Annotated in this window: 21 protein-coding genes; 7 read left to right on the top strand and 14 right to left on the bottom strand. The window is 63.9% G+C overall.

Annotation, left to right across the window (positions count from 1 at the left end):
- Positions 1–390: hypothetical protein (locus CVS28_RS19945; RefSeq protein ID WP_207797206.1), on the top strand; the 390-nt coding region annotated here is incomplete at its 5' end.
- A gap of 122 nt (positions 391–512) precedes the next feature.
- On the opposite strand, the gene tyrS is transcribed toward CVS28_RS19945, so the two are convergent.
- The 3 genes from tyrS to CVS28_RS12735 all read right to left on the bottom strand — a co-directional run bounded on the left by tyrS (position 513) and on the right by CVS28_RS12735 (position 4,884).
- The gene (gene tyrS / locus CVS28_RS12725) at positions 513–1,823 is read right to left on the bottom strand and encodes a tyrosine--tRNA ligase (RefSeq protein WP_103481757.1); all 1,311 of its coding nucleotides are present in this window, start codon (positions 1,821–1,823) and stop codon (positions 513–515) included.
- Positions 1,824–1,969: 146 nt separating this feature from the next.
- Positions 1,970–4,210 carry a HelD family protein gene (locus CVS28_RS12730; protein ID WP_103481758.1) on the bottom strand — a complete coding sequence of 747 codons (2,241 nt, stop codon included), beginning with the start codon at positions 4,208–4,210 and terminating at the stop codon, positions 1,970–1,972.
- 170 nt (positions 4,211–4,380) lie between these two features.
- Positions 4,381–4,884 (bottom strand): adenine phosphoribosyltransferase, encoded by a 504-nt coding sequence (locus tag CVS28_RS12735; RefSeq protein WP_103481840.1) that lies wholly within the window; start codon positions 4,882–4,884, stop codon positions 4,381–4,383.
- Between the two features lie 136 nt (positions 4,885–5,020).
- Here CVS28_RS12735 and CVS28_RS12740 point away from each other — a divergent pair, with 136 nt between their 5' ends.
- Positions 5,021–5,680, top strand: coding sequence for a GNAT family N-acetyltransferase (locus CVS28_RS12740; protein ID WP_165788150.1), 660 nt, complete (start codon positions 5,021–5,023; stop codon positions 5,678–5,680).
- On the opposite strand, the gene CVS28_RS12745 is transcribed toward CVS28_RS12740, so the two are convergent.
- Complete coding sequence (locus CVS28_RS12745; RefSeq protein ID WP_103466476.1) at positions 5,619–6,284, bottom strand: DNA-3-methyladenine glycosylase; 666 nt, start codon at positions 6,282–6,284, stop codon at positions 5,619–5,621. The two genes, CVS28_RS12740 and CVS28_RS12745, sit on opposite strands and share 62 nt — an antisense overlap.
- 55 nt (positions 6,285–6,339) lie before the next feature.
- On the opposite strand from CVS28_RS12745, the gene CVS28_RS12750 reads away from it, so the two are divergent.
- Entirely contained in the window at positions 6,340–7,224 is an 885-nt protein-coding gene (locus tag CVS28_RS12750; RefSeq protein WP_103481760.1) for a DNA-3-methyladenine glycosylase family protein, read from the top strand.
- A gap of 54 nt (positions 7,225–7,278) precedes the next feature.
- On the opposite strand, the gene CVS28_RS12755 is transcribed toward CVS28_RS12750, so the two are convergent.
- The 4 genes from CVS28_RS12755 to CVS28_RS12770 form a co-directional block, all read right to left on the bottom strand.
- On the bottom strand, positions 7,279–8,211 hold the full coding sequence (locus CVS28_RS12755) for a hypothetical protein (protein WP_103481761.1): 933 nt from the start codon (positions 8,209–8,211) through the stop codon (positions 7,279–7,281).
- A gap of 143 nt (positions 8,212–8,354) precedes the next feature.
- Positions 8,355–9,089 (bottom strand): maleylpyruvate isomerase family mycothiol-dependent enzyme, encoded by a 735-nt coding sequence (locus CVS28_RS12760; RefSeq protein ID WP_103481762.1) that lies wholly within the window; start codon positions 9,087–9,089, stop codon positions 8,355–8,357.
- A gap of 192 nt (positions 9,090–9,281) precedes the next feature.
- Positions 9,282–10,697: an argininosuccinate lyase gene (gene argH, locus CVS28_RS12765; protein ID WP_103481763.1), complete on the bottom strand. Its 1,416-nt coding sequence runs from the start codon at positions 10,695–10,697 to the stop codon at positions 9,282–9,284.
- A gap of 2 nt (positions 10,698–10,699) precedes the next feature.
- Positions 10,700–11,905 carry an argininosuccinate synthase gene (locus CVS28_RS12770; RefSeq protein WP_103466472.1) on the bottom strand — a complete coding sequence of 402 codons (1,206 nt, stop codon included), beginning with the start codon at positions 11,903–11,905 and terminating at the stop codon, positions 10,700–10,702.
- 265 nt (positions 11,906–12,170) lie between these two features.
- Here CVS28_RS12770 and CVS28_RS12775 point away from each other — a divergent pair, with 265 nt between their 5' ends.
- Complete coding sequence (locus CVS28_RS12775; RefSeq protein ID WP_103481764.1) at positions 12,171–13,637, top strand: aminopeptidase P family protein; 1,467 nt, start codon at positions 12,171–12,173, stop codon at positions 13,635–13,637.
- An 83-nt stretch (positions 13,638–13,720) separates the two neighbouring features.
- On the opposite strand, the gene CVS28_RS12780 is transcribed toward CVS28_RS12775, so the two are convergent.
- The 6 genes from CVS28_RS12780 to argC form a co-directional block, all read right to left on the bottom strand.
- Positions 13,721–14,257, bottom strand: a complete 537-nt coding sequence (locus tag CVS28_RS12780; RefSeq protein ID WP_103466470.1) for an arginine repressor — start codon at positions 14,255–14,257, stop codon at positions 13,721–13,723.
- Between the two features lie 2 nt (positions 14,258–14,259).
- Entirely contained in the window at positions 14,260–15,228 is a 969-nt protein-coding gene (gene argF / locus CVS28_RS12785; RefSeq protein WP_103481765.1) for an ornithine carbamoyltransferase, read from the bottom strand.
- A gap of 2 nt (positions 15,229–15,230) precedes the next feature.
- Positions 15,231–16,502, bottom strand: coding sequence for an acetylornithine transaminase (locus CVS28_RS12790; protein WP_103466466.1), 1,272 nt, complete (start codon positions 16,500–16,502; stop codon positions 15,231–15,233).
- Positions 16,502–17,398: an acetylglutamate kinase gene (argB, locus tag CVS28_RS12795; RefSeq protein WP_103481766.1), complete on the bottom strand. Its 897-nt coding sequence runs from the start codon at positions 17,396–17,398 to the stop codon at positions 16,502–16,504. The genes CVS28_RS12790 and argB overlap by 1 nt, the downstream gene beginning before the upstream one ends.
- A gap of 239 nt (positions 17,399–17,637) precedes the next feature.
- Positions 17,638–18,807, bottom strand: a complete 1,170-nt coding sequence (argJ, locus tag CVS28_RS12800) for a bifunctional glutamate N-acetyltransferase/amino-acid acetyltransferase ArgJ (protein ID WP_103481767.1) — start codon at positions 18,805–18,807, stop codon at positions 17,638–17,640.
- Complete coding sequence (gene argC / locus CVS28_RS12805) at positions 18,804–19,850, bottom strand: N-acetyl-gamma-glutamyl-phosphate reductase (RefSeq protein WP_103466461.1); 1,047 nt, start codon at positions 19,848–19,850, stop codon at positions 18,804–18,806. Before argC ends, argJ begins: the two co-directional genes overlap by 4 nt.
- Positions 19,851–19,991: 141 nt before the next feature.
- Between argC and CVS28_RS12810 the strand changes: the two genes are divergently transcribed.
- The 3 genes from CVS28_RS12810 to CVS28_RS12820 all read left to right on the top strand — a co-directional run bounded on the left by CVS28_RS12810 (position 19,992) and on the right by CVS28_RS12820 (position 26,443).
- Positions 19,992–20,966, top strand: coding sequence for a quinone oxidoreductase family protein (locus CVS28_RS12810; protein ID WP_103481768.1), 975 nt, complete (start codon positions 19,992–19,994; stop codon positions 20,964–20,966).
- Between the two features lie 195 nt (positions 20,967–21,161).
- Positions 21,162–25,043 carry a Pls/PosA family non-ribosomal peptide synthetase gene (locus tag CVS28_RS12815; RefSeq protein WP_103481769.1) on the top strand — a complete coding sequence of 1,294 codons (3,882 nt, stop codon included), beginning with the start codon at positions 21,162–21,164 and terminating at the stop codon, positions 25,041–25,043.
- A gap of 29 nt (positions 25,044–25,072) precedes the next feature.
- Positions 25,073–26,443 (top strand): M1 family metallopeptidase, encoded by a 1,371-nt coding sequence (locus CVS28_RS12820; protein WP_103481770.1) that lies wholly within the window; start codon positions 25,073–25,075, stop codon positions 26,441–26,443.
- The last annotated feature ends 8 nt before the right edge of the window (positions 26,444–26,451 follow it).

The following is a 26,451-nucleotide window of genomic DNA, read 5'->3' on the forward strand; positions in this document are numbered from 1 at the left end:
ATTCGAAACCAGCTAAACGGTTCCGTCATCACCACAGGGGCGGCAACAACAAAACCAAATAACCAATTCAATATAAATAAATTGGTATCAATAAAACTTGGCACACTATTGAGTTCTCAAACAACAATTACAATTCGAGTAATTCCAAACTGTTTTTCACAATTTGTTTTCGTCGACGTGATGTTTCAATGTTATTTCATCAGAATTCATTTGTCCAATCCGCATTTTGTGCGGGTGGTCACTTTATTAATTCTGCAAACCTATATTTCAATAAACAATTCGAATCGAAGAGACGAATGTATTGTTCAAGAATTTTTTGGTTTGGTTTCCTGCAAGATGGGAGTCGGTGCTTCTCTCGAAGCGGCTCAACCTTGTGCAAGCAACAGATAGAACAATACACTGGTGCCCGCCCCCAATGCAAATCGGGGGCGGGCATCCCCACCCGCACCCTAGCCTCGTACCTCGGCCAGGGAACCCTGCGGGCGTGGGCCCTGTGAAACGTTCGGTGAACGTCAGCTTGCGAGTTCCACCATGGCTAGGGTGCGCTTGCCGCGGCGCACCAGCAGGTACTTGCCATGCAATGCCTCGGATGCACCAAGAACAGCATCAAGATCGGTGACCTTGGCATTGTTCACGTAGGCACCACCCTCCCCCACTGTGCGGCGGGCTTCTGAATTCGTCTTGGACAGTCCTGAAGCAACCAGCAGTTCAACAATGCCCAAGCCGGCAGCCGGAGCAGCTGCGCGCGGCAATTCACGAGTTGCCGATTCCAAGGTTGCAAGATCCAGTTCGGCCAACTCGCCCTGGCCGAACAAGGCAGCGGATGCGGCAATAACCTTTAAGGTGGCGTCCACGCCATGCACCAGGGACGTCACCTGGAAGGCAAGGGTGCGCTGGCCTTCGCGGGCCTGCGGCTTCTGCGCAACAGCATCGGCAATGGAAGCGATTTCCTTGCGGCTAAGGAAGGTGAACACCTTCAGACGGTCCACCACATCAGCATCTGCGGTGTTGAGCCAGAACTGGTACATGTCGAACGGGCTGCACATGGCGGCGTCGAGCCAGATGGCGTTGCCCTCGCTCTTGCCGAACTTGGTGCCATCGGAGTTGGTGATCAACGGTGTGCCCAGCGCGTGGACGGAGGCGCCTTCAACCTTGCGGATCAGGTCTGTGCCGCTGGTCAGGTTGCCCCACTGATCGGAGCCACCCTGCTGCAGAACACAGCCGTACTGGCGGAACAGTTCCAGGTAGTCCATGCCCTGCAGGATCTGGTAGCTGAATTCGGCGTAGCTGATGCCCTCGTCCGAGTTCAGGCGTGAGGCAACAATGTCCTTTTTGATCATGGTGCCGACCCGGAAGTACTTGCCAATGTCGCGCAGGAAATCGATGGCGCTCATGGGCGCCGTCCAGTCGAGGTTGTTGACCATGCGGGCCGCATTCTCACCCTCGAAGGACAGGAAGCGCTGCACCTGGCCCTGCAGGTAGCCAACCCACTCGGAGACCGTCTCTTTCGAGTTCATGGTGCGTTCCGCCGTGGGACGCGGATCCCCCACCAAACCAGTGGAACCGCCCACCAAACCCAGCGGCTTGTGACCGGCCAACTGCATGCGACGCATGGTCAGCAGCTGGACCAGATTGCCCAGGTGCAGGCTGGGGGCGGTGGGGTCGAAGCCACAATAGTACGTGATCGGCTCGCCGGCGAGCAGCTCTTCAAGGGCTGCCTCGTCGGTGGAGACCTGGACCAGGCCTCGCCACTTGAGCTCCTGCCAAACATTGGCGAAGCTGGAGTCGTTCTCGGGGGCGCGGAGTTCAGTTTGCAAAGACACGCTCCAAAATTACCAGTACGACGGCGTTTCTTTCGATTCGTGCCCGCCGTGAGTCCCGCCGTGCCTGCACAGGACAGCGCAGCAGTCCTTTAATGATTGCGGGACCCGCGCTTCAAGCACGGGTCCCGCAGGCGTAGAGGCCGTTGCTACTTTTCGATTCCTACTGGCAATGGCTCGGAGCTGATCAGGCGAAGGCGCTGGGTGGGGCGCGTCATGGCCACATAAAGGTCACCAACGCGGCCGCCGGCACCAGCCAGCAGTGCCGCCGGTTCCACAATCACCACACCATCAAATTCCAGGCCCTTGGCCTCATGAGGATCAATGACCACAATGTTCTGTTCCACGGAACCTGCTCCGTGGCCCACGCGGTGCCCGTACACGGCGCGCAACGCGGCGGCGGTTTCTGCGACCAGGGATGTGGGGGCAATGACGGCCACCAGGCCACCGGCAACTGCCGTGGACTCTTCCTCCATGACGGCTACGACCTGCGCCACCACAGCGTCAGGTGAGACCAGGTCAACCAAAGGTTCCCATTCGCCGTCGCGCACGGCCTTGGGGGCTGACACAATCTGGCCGGCAGCGTTCGCCATCCGCACCGCTGCCTCGGCGATCTGGATGGGCGTGCGGTAGTTGACGCTGAGTTCTTCCAAGTTCCAGCGTTCCCCCATGAACGGGGTCAGCGCCTGCTGCCAGGAAATGGCACCTGCTGCAGAACTTGTCTGGGCAATGTCGCCCACAATGGTGAAGGATTTCACGGGGCAACGGCGCACCAACAGACGCCATTGCATGGGCGAGAGCTCCTGGGCCTCGTCAACCACCACATGGCCGTACGCCCAGGTCCGATCGGTCAGGGCACGCTCAGCATTGCTCAGGCGCTCCCCCTCCACCACGTTGAAGTCGGCCAGCTGCTCGGCAGTCAGCATGCCATCCACACCCGAATCTTCCAACTGCTGGTTCATGTTGGAGATGGCCTTTTCAGCGTTAACGAGATCACGCTTGCGCTGTGCATCCGCGGCGGCCTCGGCCCGGCCGCCCGTCTCATCCAGGTCTCCAAGCAATTCCGCGGCCTCATCGAGCAGCGGAATATCGGACTCGCTCCATGGCGCATTGGCCGGGCGCGCCAACAAAGCCCGCTCTGCATCCGTGAGGTTGGGGGTGACGGCCTTGAGGATTTCGGGCTTGCTGAACATGTCGCGGACAAGCTTTTGCGGGCTCATGGGCATCCAGCACAGGTTCAGCATGACCCGGACGTCGCGTGAACCGCGCACATCGTCGGCCAGGTAGGACCTGTCGGCCGTGTTGCCGGCACTGTTTTCCTCGATGTGCTCGCGCAGTTGGGTGGTCAACTCGCCCAGGAGCGTCTTGACGAATGTTACGCGCGCCTCGTTGTGCGGCTTGCCCAAGGCGCGGGCCCTGTCCCTGGCGCGGCGCACCTGGCGCACGGTGAGCACCAAACGGGTGCCTTCGACGTCGAGCCTCACATCCTGGTGCGGCAGGCGCTGGCGGTTGGCCACGGCGTTGGCAATGACCTGGGTCATCTCGATCCGGCCCTTGAGCAGCGAAACCTCGGGAGTCTCGGGAGCCGTGGCGGTGATGCCGGGCAGCAACTGACCAAGGCTGGCCATGACTACACCGGTTTCACCCAGGGACGGCAGCACGCGCTCAATGTATTTCATGAACGCGTTGGAGGGGCCCACCAGCAGCACGCCGGCCGATTGGAGACGTTCGCGGTGCGTGTAGAGCAGGTACGCGGCACGGTGCAGGGCCACGGCCGTCTTGCCCGTGCCCGGTCCGCCCTGAACTACCAAGGCGCCGCTCAGTGGTGAACGGATAATCCTGTCCTGCTCGGACTGGATGGTGCCAACAATGTCATTCATGCGGCCCGTGCGCTTGGAATTCAAGGCAGCCAGGAGGGCCCCTTCACCCTGGAGGTGCTCGCCGTCGACCAGCATGGTGTGGTCCAGGACGTCGTCCTCGATGGCCTTGACGTTGCGGCCTTGGAGGATGAGATGACGACGTCGGCGCACGCCCATGCGCTCAAAGGCAGTGGCCTGGTAGAAAGTGCCGGCTTCAGGAGCACGCCAGTCAACCATGAGCTGGCGCAGATCCGCAGTGGAGAGCCCAATGCGGCCAATGTAGCGGTTCTCGCCCGATTCCAGGTCGAGGCGGCCAAACACCAGCTTGTCATCCACTGCGTTCAGCTGCGCCAGACGGTTCTCATAGAGCGTGGCAAAAGCGTCGCGTTCGGAGCGGTTCTGGTGCGTGCCCATGGATTTGGCACGGCGCACGTCCGCCAATTGCTCTACTTTTTCGGCTCGAAGTTCGTCCAAGCGGGAGTAGAGACCGTCAACATAGTTACGTTCCTGGGCCAACTCGTGGTCATACATGCAAGACTCCTGAAATGTAAGGCATACCGCCAAAAGGCGGACCGTCTAGTCTATCCCGTGGGACGCTCCGGTGCTGGCAGCTGTGAGCAGAAACGCACAGTTTTTTTCTAGTACGGGCTCTAGTACGGGCTTGCCAGCACGGCCGGCCCTGCACCTTTTTTGGGGGTGGGTTAGACGTGCAGCAGGGACACCACGTTGTGGACTGCCAGATTTGCCCGGCCCGGCAGGGCATCAATTTCGAGCACCACGCCGATGCCGGCCACGTGGGCACCTGTGCGCTCAAGCAAGGCAGCAGCGGCGCCCAGCGTGCCTCCCGTAGCGAGCACGTCGTCGAGAATTAACACACGCGTGCCAGCAGGAACGTCATCTTGGTGCAGTTCCAAGGTCGCCTCACCGTACTCAAGTGAATAGTTCTGCGCGTACACCTCGCGGGGCAGTTTTCCGGCCTTGCGGATGGTGATGACACCGGTTCCTGTGGCGTAGGCTGCGGCAGCTGCCAGCAGGAAGCCGCGGGCCTCCACTCCGGCCACGGCGTCGAACGTCCCGGCGAATTTTTCCACGATGGCATCCACCACCTCTTTCAGGGCCGCACCGTCAGCAAACACGGGGGTTAAATCTTTGAAAACAATTCCCTCCGAAGGGTAGTCCACGACGGTGGCGCAGAGGCCGTTGATAGTGGCTGCAACTCCCGTGTTTTCGGGGTTTTTGGGGCTCTGGGCAGGGGTGTTGAAATTCTGGTTCACAGCTCTACGGTACAGCCTTGAAAAGAGGGGCTTTTCGGATGCCCAAAAAGGTGCTTATATATCTTCCGTGCAACACAACATTTCACTCCCCGGACACGGTGTCCGGCTTGTGCCGTTACGGCGTCGTCACGCGGCAGATTTGTACCCCTACATTGATGTAGACATGTGGGCAGGGATGGCCTCGGAACGGCCAACGTCCAAGCGTGCCCTGGAAAGGCTCTTTGCCACCCGGATTGCCGATCCTTCCATCATTGCCTTTGCCGTGATTGATGATGAGACCGGCACCGTGGCGGGTACCACCAGCCTCTACGACTTTGTGCCGGAGCAGTCACGGGTTGAATTGGGCATGACATTTTTTGGCCGCAACTACTGGGGCCGCAACGTCAATGCGTCCTCGAAACTGGCGCTGCTGACCTTTGCCTTTGAGGAACTTCTGGTGCACCGGGTCACGTTGCGCTGCGATGTGCGCAACGTTCGCAGCGCCGCCGCCATTGTGAAGCTGGGCGCCACGTTGGAAGGTGTGCTGCGCGGATACCGGCACGGCCATGACGGCTCCCGCGTTGACACCAGCGTGTACTCACTGCTGGAACACGAGTGGCCGGCGTCGCGCTCGGGCCTGGTTCACCGGCTCACCCCCGCGGATCTGCTGCCTGAGGTGACGGAACTTATTGAGTTCTCGGAGCAATTGGCGCGGGCCGACGCGGAGTGCGCACCACTCCCGGCTTGAACGCCGAGACGGTGGGATCGCCGTCGATCCAGAACCGCCACGGGTAGTCAGCGGTGCCTCCGGGCCCGCTGATGCCCACCCGCGGGCCGGACATGACATTTTTGGCGGGCGTGTCCGGCAAGGTCACCGAGACTTCGCCCTGGAGCGCACCCAAACCGTTGTGTTCGCGACCAAATCCCATGGCTTTGGCGAGCCGGGCTGGGCCCCGCGCCAGCTCGGCGTCGTTCTTGGCGGTGGGGCGGCGCGAGCGTGCCAACTCCAGGCCCTCAACGATTTCACCTGCCCGCATGAGGCATCCGGAGGATGTCCCCTCCGGGCAGCACACCAGGTTGGCGCAAAAGTGCATGCCGTACGTGAAGTACACGTAGAGGTGTCCGGGCGGGCCGAACATGACGGCGTTGCGGTTGGTCTTGCCCCGGTAACTGTGCGCCCCCGGGTCCGGATCTGCTGAATCCGCCGGGCCCAAATAGGCTTCCACCTCGCTCAGCCGGACGACGACGGGCCCTTGCGGACTTTCATGCCTCACCAAGGCGCCCAGCAGGTAGGGCGCCACCTCCGTGGCAGGTCTTTGGAGGAGTTCAAGGAGGTCCATGGGCGTGCTCATGGACCCACGCTAGCAGGGTGCCGCCGCCGGCGAATTGGCATGGGAGGATGTTTTTATGGCCGTTGCATTGGAATTCACTCCCCCGTTTGAGCCGGGCATCTTTGACTTCCTGGCAGCCCGCGCCGTGGCGGGCGTTGAGGAGGCCGATTCCTGCAGTTACGCGCGTACCTTGCTGTTGCCCGGCGGCCACGGCTGGTTCCATGTTGCGTGGGATGGCAGTGCCTTGTGGCTGGACCATGCGCTCGAGGATCCCGCGGACGCACCCATCTTGCTCAGCAAGGTGCGGCATTTGTTCAACCTGGACCACGACCCTCTGGCCGCCGATGCGGCTTTGGGCACCCATCCCTTGCTGGCTGGGCGGATTGCCTTGCTGCCCGGGATCCGGCTTCCCGGCTGTGTGGACCCGGCGGAAATCTTGATACGGGCAATGGTGGGCCAGCAGATCACCGTGGCAGCAGCACGCACGGCTCTCAACCAGCTGGTGGCACTAAGCACACCAAGCCGCCTGCCGCATGGTTCAATGACCCATTTCTTCCCCACGCCACCTGAGCTAGCGGCCGGTGGCAGGGACATCCTGCGCGGCCCGCAACGCCGGATCGACTCCATCGTTGCCGTGGCCCGGATGCTGGCAGAGGGTTCTCTGCAGCTCGGCCCCGTGGATACGCAGGATTCCTTAGCCGAGAAGTTGCTCCCCATCCCCGGCATCGGCCCTTGGACGGTGGGCTATGTGGCGATGCGGGTGCTCGCCAGCAACGACATTTTCCTGCCCGGCGACTCTGCCGTCCGCAACGGCTACGGGCTGCTGCGCGGAGACACTCTCGCTCAAGCCCGCACCATCAAGGCGGCCGAGCTGGCGCGCATGGCAGAACCGTTGCGGCCGTGGCGGTCCTACGCAACCTTGCACCTGTGGCGTGCCGCCAGCCTGCCGAACGGGCAGTAGTTGTTGATGTTTCGCGTCAACATCAACAACTACTGCCCGTTCGGCAGGCGAGGGTCAGCGGGGGCGCCAGCCCCGGGCGCGTAAGGCGTCGGCAACCTTTCGAACCACCGCAGGCTTGTCGCCACGGAGGTCGTCAAGGGATACTCGGATTTCTTCCCATCCAAGGGCTCGGCTGGTCTCCAGACGGCGGATATCGCGCAAGTACTGGTCCGGGGTGTTGTGGTGGCCGCCGTCGTATTGCAGGCTGATCCGGTACTGGCGGTAGGCGCCGTCGGGCCATATCAGCGGCCGGCCCGCCGGATCGCGCACCACAACATTCAGCTCCGGCTCCGGCAAACCTGCATCCACCAGGGCCAGTCGCATGAGGGTCTCCGGCGGCGAATCGGCGCCAACGCGAATCAATTCCAGGGCAAGCCGGGCGTTGCGCAGGCCCCTACCGCCGTGATGCCGGGCAACCACCTGAACCAGCTCGGCCACGCGGCACATCGCCTCCCGTGGCACGGGAAAATCAGGCCCGTGGCTGCACACCAGAAAATCACCGGCCGCCACCAGATCCTTCAGGGACAGGCATGCGGCGAGGTCCAACCACGTTCGCGCCGGACTGGTGAGACGGACGCCGTCGAGCTCCCAGATTTCACCGTCGGCAAGCGCCAGCCGGTGCCCCACCACATTGACCCTTCTGGGAGCGCCCACCGTGGGTGGATTGGCCAGATGGATGCGCCAGTCGTTGGCGGGCCCGGGCGGCAGTGGAATCCTCCACAGCTGCGCGGCCGATAGGTGACTCAGAACGCTCAGCGGATTGGCCTCGGTGTAGGCCGCCAGGGCTGCGGCGCCCTGAAGCGGCACACCGGCGGGGACCAGGATGCCTCTCGAGACACGGATCAAATCGTTTGCACGGGTGCGCGCCGGGGACAGCCCTGCTTCGGAGGAAGCGCGGGTAGTGAACGATCTTCCGTACAGGTGCTGCGGCAGCTGGATTCGGCGCATATCCAATTGTTTCGCAGGAAAGTGGCCGATTCTCGGTTATCCACAGGCAACTTCCGCTGCGTAAAAATCGAACGGGCAGTAGTTGTTGATGTTTTCGGAAAACATCAACAACTACTGCCCGTTCGCGAGGCAGCAGGGTGGGGCTATTTGGCGGGGAACGCCGAGGGCCAGGGCAGCAGCACCGGCAGTTCCACTGAATCCGCGGCAGCTTCTGCACGCAGCGAACCCATGGTGGGTGTGCGCCCGGACAGCCAGGCGGTGATGTCCGTCAGCATGCCGGAGACGGACACGGTGTTCGAACCCGTCCCCACGGTCATGGGCGGCAACGCCAGCGGCAGCAGCTTCAACTGGATCGAGTCGGGCACCCTGGCGCTGAGGAAATCGATCAGGTACAGGCAGAACTCCTTGGACCAGGTCTCGGGCCCGCGTCCCAACTGCAGATCGGCCAAGTGGATGACCAGTTCACGCCAGTACGCCAAGGCGCCGTCACGCACCACGCCGTTGCGGTAGCTGATGGGCAAATCCCACTGGGCGTTGTCCAGGCCGTCAAGCACGCCCAGGGCTCGCGTGAACCCGGCGGCGATGTACTCCCGGTGCAGTTCTGCTGAATGCCCGGCGTTCATCTCGATGGCCTGCGTCCGCCCGCCCTGGCCGCCGTCGTAAAAATCAATGAGCTCACCGCGCAGGGCGTACTCAACCTGGCGTGCCACGGCATTGGAAACATGGGCAATATGCGCCAAAACGTGGCCGCGGGTCCACCCGGGCAAATCGGTGGGGACCAGGACGTCGTCGTCGCTCAAGTCCACCAACTTTGCGCTCACCGTGTCCGCCGCAGCTTTGAGACGGTCCATGAGCTGCGCATTAGAAATATCAGTCATGCCCCCCAGCATAGCGGCCGAGGGTCCCGCGCCGAGCTTGCGAGGTGTGGGAGGCTGCTGTGCGATAGCGGCCGAGGGTCCCGCGCCGAGCTTGCGAGGTGTGGGAGGCCGAAATGCGATAAAGCAGGAAATGCCCGCATCCACCATGGATACGGGCATTTCCTCATGCTCTGTTGAGAAGTGCGACGCCGGTCAGGCCAGGAAGGCCCTGACCTCGCCCAGCTGCCCCTCAAGGGCCGCCAGCTGCGCCAACACGGCCGAGGGGGCGGTGCCGCCCTGGGCATTGCGGCTGTTCAGCGAACCGTTGGTGCTCAGGACAGTCCGAACCTCGGGTGTGAGGTGCGCAGAAATGCCTGCATACTCGGCATCGCTGAGGTCCCACAGCTCCACGCCACGGCCCTCGGCAAGCTTCACAGCAGCGCCGGAGAGTTCGTGGGCATCGCGGAACGGCACACCCTGGCGGACAAGCCATTCGGCAATGTCGGTTGCCAAGGCAAAGCCCTGCGGCGCCAGTGACTCCATGCGCTCGGTGTTGAACACCAATGTGGCCATCATGCCCGACACGGCAGGGAGCAAGAGCTCAAGGGTGTCAGCGGCGTCAAAGACGGGCTCCTTGTCCTCCTGCAGATCCCTGTTGTACGCAAGGGGCAAGCCCTTGAGAGTTGCCAGCAGGCCAGTCAGGTCGCCAATGAGGCGCCCCGCCTTGCCGCGGGCCAGCTCAGCCACATCCGGGTTCTTCTTCTGCGGCATGATCGAGGATCCCGTGGAGTAGGAATCATGCAAGGTCACAAAGGAGAATTCCTTGGTGGCCCACAGGATGACTTCCTCGGAGATCCGGGACAAGTCCACGCCGATCATGGCGCAGACCCATGCGAACTCGGCAAAGACGTCGCGGGAGGCGGTGCCATCAATGGAGTTCCAGGCTGCCGAGTCAAAGCCAAGCTCAAGTGCGACGGCGTTCGGGTCAAGTCCCAGCGAGGACCCCGCCAAAGCGCCTGAACCGTAAGGCGAAACCGCTGCGCGCTTGTCCCAGTCGACCAGGCGCTGCACATCACGCAACAGCGCCCAGGCGTGGGCCAGCAAATGGTGGCTCAGCAGGATGGGCTGGGCGTGCTGGAGATGCGTGCGCCCCGGCATGGCAACACCGTGGTGTGCCTTGGCCTGCTCCACCAGGGCATCAACCACGGAGAGAACCCCTGCAGCAATGATTCTGGCGTGGTCGCGGAGGTACATGCGCCCCAGCGTAGCAATCTGGTCGTTGCGTGAACGGCCGGCGCGGAGCTTGCCGCCCAGAGCCGTTCCCGCACGCTCAATCAGGCCGCGTTCCAGGGAGCCGTGCACGTCCTCATCGGAGTCGGCCGGGCCGTAGGCGCCGGACTTCACATCGGCTTCGAGCTCCTCGAGCGCCTTGAGCATGCCCGCCAGTTCATCGGCGTCGAGCAGGCCTGCCGTGTTCAAAACACGGGCATGGGCCTTGGAGCCGGCAATGTCATACAGTGCCAGGCGCCAGTCAAAGTGTGTTGACTTGCTCAGTGCCGCCAGGGCGTCTGCGGGGCCGCCCTGAAAACGGCCGCCCCACAGCGCACCCTCGTTCGTACCATGGGCCATGGTTACAGACCCAGGACGCGCTGGTCGCGGGTTGAGGCAACCTTGGAGGACATGCCCCACAGCTCGATGAAGCCCTTGGCCTGTGACTGGTCGAAGGTATCGCCGGTGTCGTAGGTGGCCAGGTCAAAGTCGTAAAGGGACGTCTCGGAACGGCGGCCGTTGACGATGGCCTGGCCACCGTGCAGGGTCATGCGGATGTCACCGGACACGTACTTCTGGGTATCTTCGATGAAGGCGTCCAAGGAACGCTTCAGCGGGGAGAACCACTGGCCGTCGTAGACCAGCTCGGCCCAGCGCTGGCTCACGGTTGCCTTGAAACGGGCCTGCTCACGCTCAAGCGTGATGTCCTCGAGGTGCTTGTGCGCGGTGATCAGGGCCATGGCGCCAGGGGCCTCGTAGATTTCGCGGCTCTTGATGCCTACCAGGCGGTCCTCAACGACGTCGATCCGGCCAACACCTTGTGCGCCGGCGCGGCGGTTCAGTTCCTGGATGGCCTGCAGCGGGGAAACCTTGATGCCATCAATGGCAACGGGGACACCCTGGTGGAAGGAGATGATGACCTCGTCCGGTGCCGGCGGGAATTCCGGGGTGGCCGTGTAGTCGTAAATGTCCTTGGTGGGGGCGTTCCAGATGTCTTCAAGGTAGCCGGTTTCGACGGCGCGGCCCCAGACGTTCTGGTCAATGGAGTACGGGTTCTTCTTGGTGGTTTCGATCGGCAGGTTGTTGGCCTCGGCGTAGGCAATGGCCTTGTCGCGGGTCAGGGCCAAGTCACGGACCGGTGCAATGCACTTCAGGTCCGGGCCCAGAGTCTGGATGCCCACTTCAAAGCGGACCTGGTCGTTGCCCTTGCCGGTGCAGCCGTGGGCTACCGTGGTGGCGCCGAACTCGCGGGCGGCCTTGACCAGGTGCTTGACGATCACGGGGCGAGAGATGGCCGAAACCAAGGGGTAGTGACCCTGGTAGAGGGCGTTGGCCTTCAAGGTGGGCATGGCGTACTCATTGGCGAATTCGTCGCGAGCATCTGCAACGTAGGCTTCCACGGCGCCGCAGCCCAGGGCGCGCTGGCGGATGTCCTCCAGGGACTCGCCACCCTGTCCAACGTCAACAGCAACGGCGATAACTTCGGCCCCTGTTGCTTCGCCGATCCAGCCGATGGCTACGGAGGTGTCGAGGCCGCCGGAGTAGGCCAATACAATGCGTTCAGTCACGTTCGTGTCTCCCTATTTTGTACAACTCGTCAGAGTGTTGTTTCGCGTTACTTCAAAGCATAATGCATGGTTATGCATTCTCACTAAAAGATATTCACAGCGCGCCGCCCCGCCCGTCATTGGCGCCGCCCCCGCCCCGCAAGCGGGCAGCCGGCGAACTGGCGATGCAAGCAAATTCCGGGGGAAGATGGAGGCAAAAGACGCAACCTCATGCCATTGTGGCATGGGGCCGCCACCAGCCGCGACCGGTAGAGGAAATTCCACAATGACAGAACATATTGCACCACCCGCCCCCGCCGTGCCGGTCCCGGGCCTGGAGGACCGGCGCCCGCCGAAACTGGCCAAGGTGCCGGCCTTCATCGAGTACATGGGCCAGGGCTGGGGCACACCCGACAGGACCCCGCCCGTGGTGGCAGGCGCCGCCACAGCTGCCGGGCACCACCGCTCCCGCCTCTCCGAACAGTTCCCCGGCCAGACCCTGGTAATAGGCGCCGGCACCGCTCCCGTGCGCGCCAACGACACCTACTACGACTTCCGGCCGGATTCGGATTTCTACTGGCTCAGCGGCGCCGCGATCGAGGGTGCCGTCCTGGTCATGGCCCCCTCCGGCACATCCCACGACGCAACCCTGTTCATTCCGGCGCCGTTTTATCCCGGCGACCCGCAATTCTTCGCCAACGCAGCCCACGGTGAGATGTGGGTGGGCTCGGCTCCCGACTTTTCCGACTGGGCGCAGGCCCTGTCCCTGCAAGTGCAGCCCCTGACCGAGCTCGACGCCGGCATCACCGCCGCCATGCGGGCCGGCTCGGGCACCCTTGCCGCCGGCATCATCGACTCCGATGTGCGCAGCCGCCACGGGATCGATGCCGGCGGCGACCTGGGACGTGCCCTGGCAGTCCTGCGCATGATCAAGGACGACTGGGAAATTGCCCAGCTGCGCGAGGCCGTGGACCACACAGTGTCCGGCTTTGCCGCCGTCGTGGGTGAAATCCCCGCAGCCGTCAAGGCCGGCGGGGAACGCTGGCTGCAGGGCACCTTTGACAGGCACGCCCGCACGCACGGGAACGGCGTCGGCTACGCCACGATCGTTGGCAGCGGCAAGCACGCACCCACCCTGCACTGGGTGCGCTGCGACGGAACCGTCCTGGAGGACAAGGTGCTGCTGCTGGACATGGGGGTGGAGGCCAACAGCTTTTACACAGCGGACGTGACGCGCACGTTCCCAGGGTCCGGCACGTTCAGCCCCATCCAGCGCCAGGTCCACGACCTGGTGGAAAAATCGCACCGGGCGGGTCTGGCCGCCGTGGGGCCGGGACGGCCGTGGACCGACTTCCACCATGCCAGCATGGAGGTCATCGCCAACGGCCTCAACGATTGGGGGCTGCTGCCGGTCTCCGTGGATGAGGCCCTGTCTCCCGCCGGCCAGCACCACCGCCGTTACCTGGTGTGCGGGGTGGGCCACCACCTGGGCCTTGACGTGCACGACTGCGCCCAGTCCAGCCACGACGACTACCAAGGTGCCACCATGGCGCCCGGAATGGTGCTGGCCGTGGAGCCGGGCCTGTACTTCCACGAACACGACCTGACCCTGCCGCCCGAGTTGCGCGGCATCGGCGTCCGGCTGGAGGACAACGTCCTCATTACGCCCACAGGCTCCGAGGTCATCTCCGATGCGCTCCCCATCACCGCCGCGGGCATTGAGGAATGGGTCGCCACGGTGCAGCGCGGCTAGTTGGCTCGGTGGTTGAGCTTGGTCGGTGGTTGAGCTTGTCGAAACCTGAGTCTCGACAAGCTCAACCAGCGGTGTTGCCCGCCCTACGCTCCGGAACCGGATTCCGCAGCGAACTGCAGGAACCGCTCGGCCACGTCCGCCCCGCCCAGGGGGTCCCGGGTGATGACCATGACGGTGTCGTCCCCGGCGATGGTGCCAAGTATGGCCGGCATGACCGAATGGTCAATGGCCAGCGCCAGGAAGTTTGCGGCTCCCGGCGGGGTCCGCAGCACGGCAATGTTGCCCGAGGACTCCGCCGTCACCAGCAGCTCCCCGCACAGGCGGATCAGGCGGGTGTCCAGCAGCTCCTGCGATGACGCCGAATGCACGCTGCGGTCCCCGCCCTCCGGGGGCAGCGCATAAATCAAGGCCCCGTCCTTGCCGCGCACCCGCACGGCCCGCAACTCCACGAGGTCACGCGACAGCGTTGCCTGGCCCACCACCAAACCGTCGTCGGCCAGCAAACTGGCCAACTCCGCCTGTGAACGCACGGCACGGTTGGTCAGCAAGGCCTGCACGCGTGCCTGCCGGGCAATTTTGGTGGCCGGCATTCCTGCCCCGGGAGCCGTTGATTTGGACATGGCTAGCTGCCGGCCTCGCTGTTGGCGGCTTCGGCGGCGGACTTTTCCACCAGCCAGACCATGAGGGCCTTTTGGGCGTGCAGGCGGTTCTCCGCCTCATCCCACACCACTGACTGCGGCCCGTCGATGACGGAGGCCGCGATCTCATAGCCTCGGTAGGCGGGCAGGCAATGCAGCACAATGGCGTCGGGCGCCGCCTGGGCCAGCGCTGCGTCGTCGAGCGCGTAATCCTTGAACAGCTCCAGGCGCTGGGCCTTTTCATCCTCCTGCCCCATGGAAACCCACGTGTCAGTGACCAGCACGTCGGCACCGGCAACGGCCGAGGCCACATCTGTGGTGATCAGGACCGAGCCGCCGGTGAGCAGGGCACATTCCTGGGCGGCCTGCACGACGGCGTCGGCCGGCAAATACCCTGCCGGTCCGGTGATGCGCACGTGCATGCCCGCCGTGACCCCTGCCAGCAGGTAGGAGTTGGCCATGTTGTTGGCACTGTCCCCCAGGTAGGTCATGGTCAGCCCCGCCAGGTTTCCCTTGTGCTCCTTGATGGTGAGCAGGTCAGCGAGAAGCTGGCACGGGTGGTAGTCATCGGAGAGGGCGTTGATGACGGGCACCTTGGAGTTGGCGGCCATTTCCTCCAGCCCGGCCTGGCTGTAGGTGCGCCACACGATGGTGGAAACCATGCGCTCAAGGACCTTGGCGGTGTCGCTCACGGATTCCTTGTGACCAATCTGGGCCTCACCCGGGTTGATGATCAGAGGGTTTCCGCCCAGAGCCGCAATGCCGGCGGCAAAGGAGACGCGGGTGCGGGTGGAAGTCTTGTCAAAGATCACTGCCACCGTTTGGGCGCCGGATCCAGCACCTGCAAACGTGTTTTTGGAATACGGTGCCTTCTTTAGAAGCGCAGCCAGCTCCAACACCTCAGCCTGTTCGGCCGGGCTCAGGTCAGTGTCGATGAGGAAATGCCTGGTCATGGTTAGTTTCCTTCCAGATTCGCCGCTGCCACAGCTGTGGCAATCAGCGACGGCAGTGCTGCGATGAATGACTGGGCCTGCTCGGCGGTCAAGTTCAGTGGCGGGGCCAAACGGACGGTGTTGGGGCGCGGGGCGTTGACAATGAATCCAGCATCAAGCGCGGCACTGACAACACCGGCAGCCACTGGTGCTGCCAGGTCAAAACCGATCAGCAGGCCAAAGGCGCGGACCTCAGTGACGCCGTCGACCGGGGCAATGCCCTGGGCGAAGATTTCGCTGACAGTGCGCACATTGGCCAGCACCTGCGCGGACTCCAATACGTGCAAGGTGGCCAGGGCCGCGGCGGTTGCCACGGGGTTCCCGCCAAAGGTTGTGCCGTGCTGGCCGGCGCTGAGGAGCTGTGAGGGGCCTTCGCCGAAGGTGATGATGGCACCGATGGGGAACCCGCCACCCAAACCTTTGGCCAGGGTCATGGCGTCGGGGGTGATGCCCGCGGCGATGCCGGCGAACCAATCGCCCGTGCGGCCAACACCTGTCTGGACCTCGTCCAGAATCAACAGCGCACCGTGTTCGCGTGTCAGTTCCCGGGCAGCCTGCAAGTACTCGGCGGAGAGCGGGCGGACGCCGGCCTCGCCCTGGATGGGTTCGATAACCAGCGCGGCAACCGTCCCATCCATGGCATCGCGCAGGGCGTCAACGTCGTCAAAGGCAATATGGCGCACACCTGCCGGCATGGGCTCAAACGGTTCCCGGTACGCCTGCTTGGCCGTCATGGCCAAAGCTCCCATGGTGCGGCCGTGGAAGCCGCCCTCGAGCGCCAAAATGGTGGGGCGGGCCGCACCGCCATGGGCGCGGGCCAGCTTGAACGCTGCCTCGTTGGCCTCGGTGCCGGAGTTGGCGAAGAAGACCTTGGAACCCTCCGGCGCCTGGCTCAGTTGGAGCAGCTTTTCAGCCAGGGCAATCTGGGTGGGGCTGGTGAAGAAGTTGGAGACGTGGCCCAGTGTGGCAAGCTGGCTGGTGATGACCGAGGTGACAAAGGGGTGGGCGTGGCCCAGCGCGTTGACGGCGATGCCGCCGAGCAGGTCCAGGTATTCCTTGCCGTCGGCGTCCCAGACCAGGGCGCCGGCGCCGCGCACCAGCACCCGCTGGGGGCTGCCAAAGACGCCCATGAGGGAGTCGCTGTAGCGGGCCAGCCACTGGGCGCTGGTCCCGGTGCCGGTGACGGCCGCAGCGTTTGCGTTGCGCAGATCTGCTGTCTGCTTGTCCTCAGTCATTATTTCTCATCCTCATCCGGGAAAATTTGGGTCCCGTTGCCTTCAAATGTCATCAGTTCCAGCAGCACCGAGTGGGCGCTGCGCCCGTCCACCACTGCCGCGCGTTCCACTCCTCCGTCCACGGCCGCCAGGCAGGCACCCATCTTGGGGATCATGCCCGATTCCAGCCGGGGCAGCATCTCACGCAGGTCGTTGGCGCTGAGCTCGCTGAGCAGCGAGGACTTGTCCGGCCAGTTCGCATAGAGACCTTTGACGTCGGTCAGGATCACCAGGCGCGAGGCCTGCAAGGCGATGGCCAGGGCTGCCGCGGCCGTGTCTGCGTTGACGTTAAGTACGGTTGAGGGGTCCCCCAGCTCGGGGGCAACGGTGGAAATCACCGGGATCCGGCCGGCCTCCAGCAGGTCCAAGATGGCGCCGGGGTTTACCCCCACCACCTCGCCCACCAGACCCAAGTCAACGGGCAGGCCGTCCACAATGGTGCCCGTCCGCTCAGCCTGCAACAACGCGCCGTCCTCGCCGGAGAGTCCCACGGCATAGGCGCCGTGCTCGTTGATCAGGCCCACCAGTTCGCGGCCCACCTGGCCTGTCAGAACCATCCTGACAACTTCCATGGCCTCAGGTGTGGTGACGCGCAGCCCGCCCTTGAACTCGCTCTTGATATCCAGGCGCTTGAGCATGGCGTTGATCTGCGGCCCACCACCGTGAACCACCACGGGCTTGATTCCCACATGGTGCATGAACACAATATCCTCGGCGAAGGCACGGCGCAGCTCATCGTTGATCATGGCGTTGCCGCCGTACTTGACAACCACCACCGTGTCAGCAAACTGCTGAATCCACGGCAAGGCCTCAATCAAAGTGCCAGCCTTGCCCTGCGCTGTAGCCACCGAACCCATCATGTTTTCCTTCAATCCTGTTGTGTACTGCCTATGTGTGGCGCCGCCTCCCGGCGGACCGCCGCGGCGTTCCCAACTCTCGTGGCACCCAAGGCGACCGTGCATTCTAGGTGGCGGAGCCGGCGTTTTTTGTAGGCGACGTAAAGGAGACCGTAAGGCCGCCCGCGGCCGTCGGTCGGATAGTCGCCGAGGGAATGCCGGTCCGCCGCCGAGCCCAACAACAGCCGACGGCCAAGCGCTTACGAGGAGTAGGCGCTGTTTTCTTCGACGTACGCGTGCGTGAGGTCGTTGGTCCAGATCGTGGCGGAGGCCAGGCCTGCGTTGAGATCGATCTCCACGGTGACTTCACGGCCGCTGAGATCCACCAGGTCGCGGGAGTCGCCAATGCAGCCGTTGCGGCAGATCTGGATGCCGTTGATGCTGACGTTGATCTTGTCCGGGTCGAAGACGGCGTCGGTGGTGCCCACGGAGGCCAGGACGCGGCCCCAGTTGGGGTCGTTGCCGAAGATGGCTGCCTTGAACAGGTTGGAGCGGGCCACTGAACGGGAGACCACTTCGGCGTCGCGTTCGCTGTCCGCGTTGGTGGTGGTGATGGCGATGTCGTGGCTTGCGCCCTCGGCATCGGCAATCAAGTCGCGGGCTAGGGTGGCGCACACCTGGGTCAGGCCGGCGGTGAATTCATCCATGTCCGGGAAGGCCGTGGAGGCACCGGAGGCCATGAGGAGAACGGTGTCATTGGTGGACATGCAACCGTCGGAGTCGGCACGGTTGAAGGTGACACGGACGGCGTCGCGCAGTGCGGCGTCGAGCCCTTCAGCCTCAACCGCGGCGTCGGTGGTGATAACAACCAGCATGGTGGCCAGTCCGGGCGCCAACATACCGGCTCCCTTGGCCATGCCGCCAATACTGTAGCTCAGCCCCTCGGCATTGGGTTCGGAGGTCCACGCTGCCTGCTTGGGGACGGTGTCTGTGGTCATGATCGCAGTGGCGGCGGCAGCTCCGCCGTCGGAGACCAGGGCAGCCGCGGCGGCTTCAACGCCGGGCAGGATCTTGTCCATGGGCAGCTGCTCCCCGATCAATCCGGTGGAGCAGACGGCAACGTCGGTGGCGGAGATGCCCAGAATATCCGCGACTTTCTCGGCGGTGGCGTGCGTGTTTTGGAAGCCCTCGGGGCCAGTGCAGGCGTTGGCGCCACCGGAGTTCAGCACCACGGCATCAACCCGGCCGTCGCGCAGGACCTGGCGGGACCAGTGGATGGGCGCGGCCGCTACACGGTTGGTGGTGAAGACGGCTGCGGCGGTGCGCTCGGGACCGTCATTGATGACCAGAGCCAGGTCCGGGTTGCCGGACGTCTTCAGCCCGGCAGTAACGCCGGCTGCGCGGAATCCTCGTGCAGTTGTCACGCTCATGGTGCTACTCCTTGGAAGGTCAAGCCCGTGGTTTCGGCCAGGCCGAGGGCGATGTTCATGGACTGTACTGCGCCGCCGGCGGTGCCTTTGGTCAAGTTGTCAATGGCGCAGCAGACAATCACGCGGTTGACGTGGGCGTCGTAGGCGATTTGCATGGCCGCATAGTTGGAGCCCTGCACGGACTTGGTGGAGGGCCACTGTCCCTCCGGGAGGACATGCACAAAGGGTTCATCCTCGTAGGCTTCCACCCAGATTTGGCGTAATGCCGAGGCGGGGTCTTCAAGGGCCGCGATCTCTGCGGAGACCTTTGCCGTGGCGGTGGTGAGGATGCCGCGGCTCATGGGCGCCAGGGTGGGTGTGAAGGAAACGCGCACATCCAGTCCGGATGCGGCGGAAAGGCCCTGCTCAATTTCAGGGGTGTGCCGGTGCCCGCCACCCACGCCATAGGGGCTCATGGAACCCATGACTTCCGAGCCGATCAAGTTGATCTTGGCTGCCTTTCCCGCACCCGAGGTGCCCGAGGCTGCAACAATGACCACGTCATCAGGGGCCAGTGCGTTGGCGGCGAAGCCGGGCATCAGGGCCAGCAGGGAGCTCGTGGGGTAGCAGCCGGGAACGGCAATGCGCTTGGATCCGCGGATCCTTTCCCGGTGGCCGGGCAGTTCGGGCAGGCCGTAGGGCCAGGTGCCGGCGTGGGCAGACCCGTAGAACTTTTCCCACGCTGTGGAATCTTCCAGACGGTGGTCGGCTCCGGCGTCGATCACCAAGGTGTCGGCGGGAAGCTGCGCCGCGATGGCCGCGGAGGCGCCGTGCGGCAGTGCCAGGAAGACGACGTCGTGCCCTGAGAGGTTCTCAACTGTTGTGTCCACCAGGATGCGGTCGGCCAGGGCGTGCAGATGGGGGGCCAGAGAACCCAGCCGGGCACCTGCGTTGCTGTGAGCCGTGATGGCCCCAATGCTCACATCGGGGTGGCTGGCCAGTAGGCGCAGCACCTCTCCCCCGGCATATCCGCTGGCTCCTGAGACGGCTACAGAAATTGTCATATGTCGACTATACAGCAGAATTATTCACTATCACCGATATTTATGCATGTCATTTGATTTCCCTTTCAGCAGTCGGTTCTATGATGATCATGGAGGAATTGCTTTCTTGCGAAACCGCCAATAACCGATTGGGAGTTCATCATGACCGAGCACTGCAATGCCATTGTCGCTTCAGCCCCGGGCGGCCCGGAGGTTTTGGTGCTGACGCACGTTCCCATGCCCGTCCCCGGGTCGGGCGAGCTGCTGGTCAAGGTGGCGGCCGTTGGTGTGAACTTCATTGAGAGCTACCAGCGTCAGGGCATCTATCCCGTGCCGTTTCCCTTTACCCCTGGCGCCGAAGCCGCCGGAACGGTTGTTGCCGTGGGGTCAGGCGTCCATGGTTTTGCCGTGGGCGACCGCATTGCCACGGCCGAAGGCAGTGCCTGCTACGCCGAATTTGCCATTGTGCCCGCCCTCAAGGCCTTGCATGTCCCAGCTGGCGTGCCGCTGGACGTGGCTGCGGCCTTGCCGTTGCAGGGCATGACGGCCCATTACCTGATGAACTCCACCTACCGCGTGGAGCCGGGCCAAAGCGTCCTGCTCCACGCTGGTGCCGGCGGCGTTGGTTTGCTGCTGACCCAGCTGCTGAAGGAGCGCGAGGCCCGAGTCATCACCACCGTTTCCACGGAAGAGAAGGAAGAGCTCTCCCGAGTGGCCGGCGCCGATGAGGTGCTGGGATATGAGAACTTTGCCGAGCAGGTCCGCGAGCTCACCGATGGGGATGGCGTGGATGTGGTGTTCGACGGCGTAGGCAAGGACACGTTCGACGGCTCGCTGGCGTCCTTGCGCACCAGGGGAACGCTGGTGCTTTTTGGTGGCTCTTCCGGGCAGGTGCCGCCCTTTGATTTGCAGCGGCTCAACGCCGGCGGTTCACTGACGGTTGTTCGACCCAAACTTGCCGACTACCTCCGCAACCCACAAGAGCGCTCCTGGCGGGCAACCGAGGTGTTCAACGCCGCGGCCTCAGGTCATCTGAGCGCCCGGATCGGCGCCCGCTTCCCGCTCGCCGAGGCGGGCGCTGCACACGCGGCACTCCAAGGCCGCCGCACCACAGGCAAGGTGATACTGGAGCCATGAGCAGGTTAACGTCCGCGACCCCTGTCCTGGGGTGCAATTTGGCGACTCACACCCAGCAACATGTTGCCTGCTATTCAACTTCCGTTCATCTTAGTGGGGCACGGTAAGCCAGTGAACTCTGCCTCAACGAATATCCCTCAGATTCAAGTACCCGCATCCAGCGAAGATGTACAGTCCAGCCAATTTGCCGCACAAATGCCCGGACATGACTTGGCACCGGAACCCAGGACCCTGTGGGACATCGTTCAGGCCACAGCAGAACTGCACCCCGATGCCACTGCGTTGGATGACGGCACGAAAGCCCTGAGCTACGAAGACTTCCTGCACGCTGTACGAAACAAGGCCGGGGAATTGACTCAGGCTGGCTTGGGCGCCGGGGACCGCATAGGAGTGCGGATTCCTTCCGGCACCTCGGCGCTTTATCTGGCAATATTAGCGATCCTGTCCATTGGTGCCGCCTATGTTCCGGTGGATGCAGATGATCCGGAGGAACGGGCGGCACTGGTTTTCGGCGAAGCCAAGGTGGCCGCCGTGCTCGGAGACCCGCAGACCGGCCAAGCCCTGACCATGTCCGGTGAACGCCCGGCCCCCTTTGCCGAAACGCGCGAACCCGTCCCGAGCGATGATGCCTGGATCATCTTCACCTCAGGCTCCACCGGCACCCCGAAAGGTGTGGCGGTCAGCAACCGCTCAGCCGCCGCGTTCGTCGATGCCGAAGCCCGCATTTTCCTGCAGGCCGAGCCGATCGGCCCCGAAGACCGGGTCCTGGCTGGACTGTCAGTTGCCTTCGATGCCTCTTGTGAGGAGATGTGGCTTGCCTGGCGCTACGGCGCGGCGCTGGTCCCCGCACCGCGTTCCTTGGTCCGTTCGGGCATGGACCTGGGCCCGTGGCTGATTTCCCATGGCATCACTGTTGTCTCCACCGTTCCGACGCTGGCAGCCTTGTGGCCTGCGGAAGCGCTGGAATCCGTGCGCCTGCTCATCTTTGGCGGCGAAGCCTGCCCGCCGGAGCTGGCCACCCGCCTGGCTGTCCGCGGCCGCGAAGTCTGGAACACCTACGGACCCACCGAGGCAACAGTGGTTGCGTGCGCTGCACCGCTGGGCGGCCCCGGGCCTGTTCGGATCGGGCTGCCGCTGAACGGCTGGGATCTGGCAGTTGTCGACTCCGCCGGAGCACCCGTGGCCGAGGGCGAAGTCGGCGAATTGATTATTGCCGGCGTTGGCCTGGCCCGCTATCTGGACCCGGCCAAGGATGCCGAAAAGTACGCGCCCATGCCCGCGTTTGGCTGGGACCGCGCCTACCGCAGCGGTGACTTGGTCAGGCTGGAAAGCGCCGGGCTGGTCTTCATGGGCCGTGCCGATGACCAGGTGAAGCTCGGCGGGCGGCGCATTGAACTCGGCGAAATTGACGCGGCACTGCAGGCACTGCCTGAGATTTCCGGCGCCGCCGCCGCTGTCCAGGAAACGGCGGGCGGCAGCCAGCTACTGGTCGGTTACCTGGTCCCGGCCACCGGAACCACCCCTGATGCGGGCGCGCTGCGCTCCTTGCTGGCCGAATCGCTGCCAGCGGCCTTGATCCCGCTGCTGACATTCACCGATTCCCTACCCACCAAAACCAGCGGAAAAGTGGACCGCAAGGCTCTGCCCTGGCCTCTGGAACACCCCTCTGACGACGACGGTTCCCTCGCCGGGACGTTGGCACCAGAGGCGCAGTGGGTCCTTGAACAATGGCAGGCTGTGCTGGGCGGCTCGCCATCCTCGCTCGACACTGATTTTTTCGCCAGCGGAGGTGGCAGCCTGGCTGCCGCCCAGCTGGTGTCGGCCCTGCGCAAGCGGTATCCGCGCATCACGGTTGCCGATGTCTATTCACATCCTCGAATCGGGGCCCTTCTGGAACTGGTCTTGGGCTCTGTCCCCGTCGCTGATGCGGGCGAAATCGTCAACCGCACTGTGGGGCGGACCCGGCGCAGCTCACAGGTTTTTCAGACGCTCATGGGTGTGCCGCTTCATGTCCTGGTGGGAATGCGCTGGCTCACGTACTTGATGGCGTTGAACAATATCGCAGCGTGGCAGGGCATCCTGCCTGGCGCGCCGATCATTTCCTGGTGGTGGGTGGCAGCGTCATGGGCGGTGTTTGTATCACCCTGGGGCCGGATGGGCATTTCGGTGGTCGCAGCCAGGCTGCTGCTCCGCGGGATCCAGCCAGGCAGTTATCCGCGCTCCGGCAAAGTACATCTGCAGCTGTGGCTGTCCGAACAAATTGCCGACATGTCAGCTGCCGTTTCACTGGCCAGTGCACCATGGGTGCCCTACTATGCCCGAGCCTTGGGTGTGACGATGGGAAAAAACGTTGACCTGCATTCGGTGCCACCGGTCACCGGCCTGCTGAGCCTGGCTGACGGTTGCTCCATTGAACCGGAGGTGGATCTTTCCGGCTGGTGGATCGATGGCGACTGGGTGCACATTGGCGAAATTTCCATTGGCGCCGGGGCTGTGGTCGGAGCCCGCAGCACGCTGATGCCCGGTGCACGCATCGGCGCCGGAGCACAGGTGGCCCCTGGCTCCGCGGTGCGCGGCAAAGTTAAGCCCGGGGTCACGGTTTCCGGCTCCCCGGCGGAACGAACCGGCAAGGCCAAGCACTCCTGGCCGGATCTGCGCACCGCCACCACGTGGCGCGCTGACCTGCCCTTTGCCGGCGCCTCCGCACTGCTCTCCCTGCTGCCCTTTGTGGCGGCAGCCGCGGCTGTGTCGACGGTATTGGCTGCCATCGCCGGCCAACCGTCATTGTCCGCATCCCTGCCCACCCTGTTGTGGGCGGTTCCCGTGGCAGCCCTGGCCTGGTTCCTGACGCTGCTGGTGCTGATTCTGGTGACGGTGCGGCTGCTCGGCGTGGGACTGAGGGAGGGGCACTACCCGGTCCGCAGCCGGATCGGGTGGCAGGTGTGGGCCACCGAAAGGGTCCTGGACATGGCCCGGGATCTACTATTCCCCATCTATGCCAGCCTCTTCACCCCCGTGTGGCTGCGCCTGTTGGGCGCGAAAGTCGGCAAGAACGTGGAAGCCTCCACGGTGCTGTTGTTGCCGAAGATGACAACCATCGGCTCCGGCGCCTTCTTGGCCGATGACACCATGATCGCCTCCTATGAACTGGGCGGGGGCTACATCCACATCGCACCAGCAAAGGTGGGCAAGCGCTCCTTTCTGGGCAACTCAGGCATGGCGGCGGCCGGGCGGACCATGCCGCGCAACTCACTCGTGGCCGTGCTTTCGGCGGCACCAGCTAAAGCAAAGGCCGGCACCTCATGGCTGGGCAGCCCGCCCGTCCGCCTGCGCCGCACCAACCTGAATACCGATGAGTCCCTGACCTTCGCCCCGCCACTGCGGCTCAAGCTGGCCCGGGCCCTGTGGGAAAGTTGCCGGTTGATCCCCACGGTACTCTCGGTGGCTATCGCAGCCGCAGTACTTGTCGCGTTCGACGCCCTGGCCCTTGCCGGCGGCTACTGGCTCGCGGCCCTGCTGAGCGGCATCGTCATCATGGTGGCGGGCGCCGTGGCGGCTGGTAGCGCCGTCGCTGCTAAATGGCTGCTGGTAGGGCGGATCAAGCGCGGAGAGCACCCGCTGTGGAGCTCCTTCATCTGGCGCAACGAGGTAGTGGACACGTTTATAGAGTTGGTCAGTGCGCCTTGGTTTGCGCGGGCGGCCGTGGGCACGCCTGCCATGGTGTGGTGGCTGCGCGCACTGGGCGCAAAGATTGGCCACGGCACGTGGTGTGAAAGCTACTGGCTGCCGGAGGCCGATCTTGTCTCGCTCGGCGAAAATTCCACCGTCAACCGTGGCTGTGTGATCCAGACCCACCTGTTCCACGACAGGGTCATGGCCATTGATACAGTTACGTTGGAGGCCGGAGCCACCATGGGCCCCCATGGGGTGATCCTGCCGGCGGCGTCCATCGCCACCAGCGGCACTGTGGGCCCGGCGTCCCTGGTGATGCGCGGTGAAAGCGTGCCCGCCAGCAGCTATTGGATGGGCAACCCCATCAGCCCCTGGAAGGGTCCGGAATTCGCGGACCGTGCCTGACCCCAACCGATTCGGATACTTTACCCAGCATGAATTTCCTGCACCGCCCCCGGCATGCGGCGACCCCGGACATCCCGGCCCTCCCCGACCCCTATATCCCCCGACACGGCAGCACTAGCTACGCGGTGGACCATTATGAGTTGGAATTAGAAGTCCGACTCGCCGGGAACCAGTTGCAGGGGCGAGCCGTCATCACCGCCCGCGCCCTGGTTGCTCTCGACACGGTGGAACTGGACCTCGTGGGCCTGGGCATGGACAAGGCCTCCGTGGATGGCGTTCGCGTGCTCAAGCATTCCCACCGCCAGGGGAAACTGCGGTTACAGCTCCCCTCCCTGGTAGAGGCTGGAGCAGGGTTCACTCTGGACATCCGGTACAGCGGCATTCCCGCAGCAGACGACGGCGCGTGGGGTGAGGTGGGGTGGGAAGAGCTGGACGACGGCGTCTTGGTTGCCGGCCAGCCCACCGGAGCGCCCACGTGGTTCCCGTGCAATGACAGGCCGGACAACAAGGCTTCCTATCGTTTTAGCGTGACCACCGACGCGGACTACACGGCCGTGTGCAACGGTGTGCTCCTGTCACGCACCAAGAAGTCCAGCCGCGAAACGTGGGTATACGAACAGTCCGCCCCGATGGCCACCTACTTGGCCACCGTGCAGATTGGCCGGTATAAGTTGCTCGCCCTCCCCGCCCCGGAAACCCAGTCACAGTTGCCCATCACGGTGGCCGTGCCGAAACAGCTTCAGGCGAAGGCAGCCACCGCCCTGAGCAGGCAGCGAGAAATGGTGGACGTCTTCACACAGCGTTTTGGCCCCTACCCCTTTGAGACCTACACCGTGGTGGTTACGGCGGACGCGCTGGAAATCCCGCTCGAGGCGCAATCCCTGTCCATCCTGGGCCGCAACCATCTGGACACTGGCTGGGAATCCCAGCGGCTCATCGCCCACGAACTGTCCCACCAGTGGTTTGGGAACTCGCTCACCCTGGAGTCGTGGCGTGATATCTGGCTGCACGAAGGATTCGCCTGCTATGCCGAGTGGCTATGGTCCGAAGAAAGCGGGTCCATGACCGTGGCCGAACGGGCCACGGCGGCCCACGCGAAGTTGCGAACCGAGCCCATGGACCTGGCTGTGGGCGATCCCGGTTCAGCGCTGATGTTTGATGACCGCGTGTACAAGCGAGGCGCCCTGGCCCTGGAGGCCCTCCACGCTGCGGCAGGTCAGGAGAACTTTTTTGCCCTGCTCCAGCGCTGGGTGGCGGAGCACCGCCACGGCTCGGTGTCCACGGCAGCCTTTGTCTCCTTGGCCGATCAGGTGTGTGCCGAGGTGACAGGATTCTCAGCCGCAGCCATCCTCACCCCGTGGCTGTACCAGCAGCAGCTGCCGCCACTGCCCCGACGCTAACCGCAACA

The sequence above is a fragment of the Arthrobacter glacialis genome, from assembly GCF_002909415.1.
Classification (GTDB): Bacteria; Actinomycetota; Actinomycetes; order Actinomycetales; family Micrococcaceae; genus Specibacter; species Specibacter glacialis.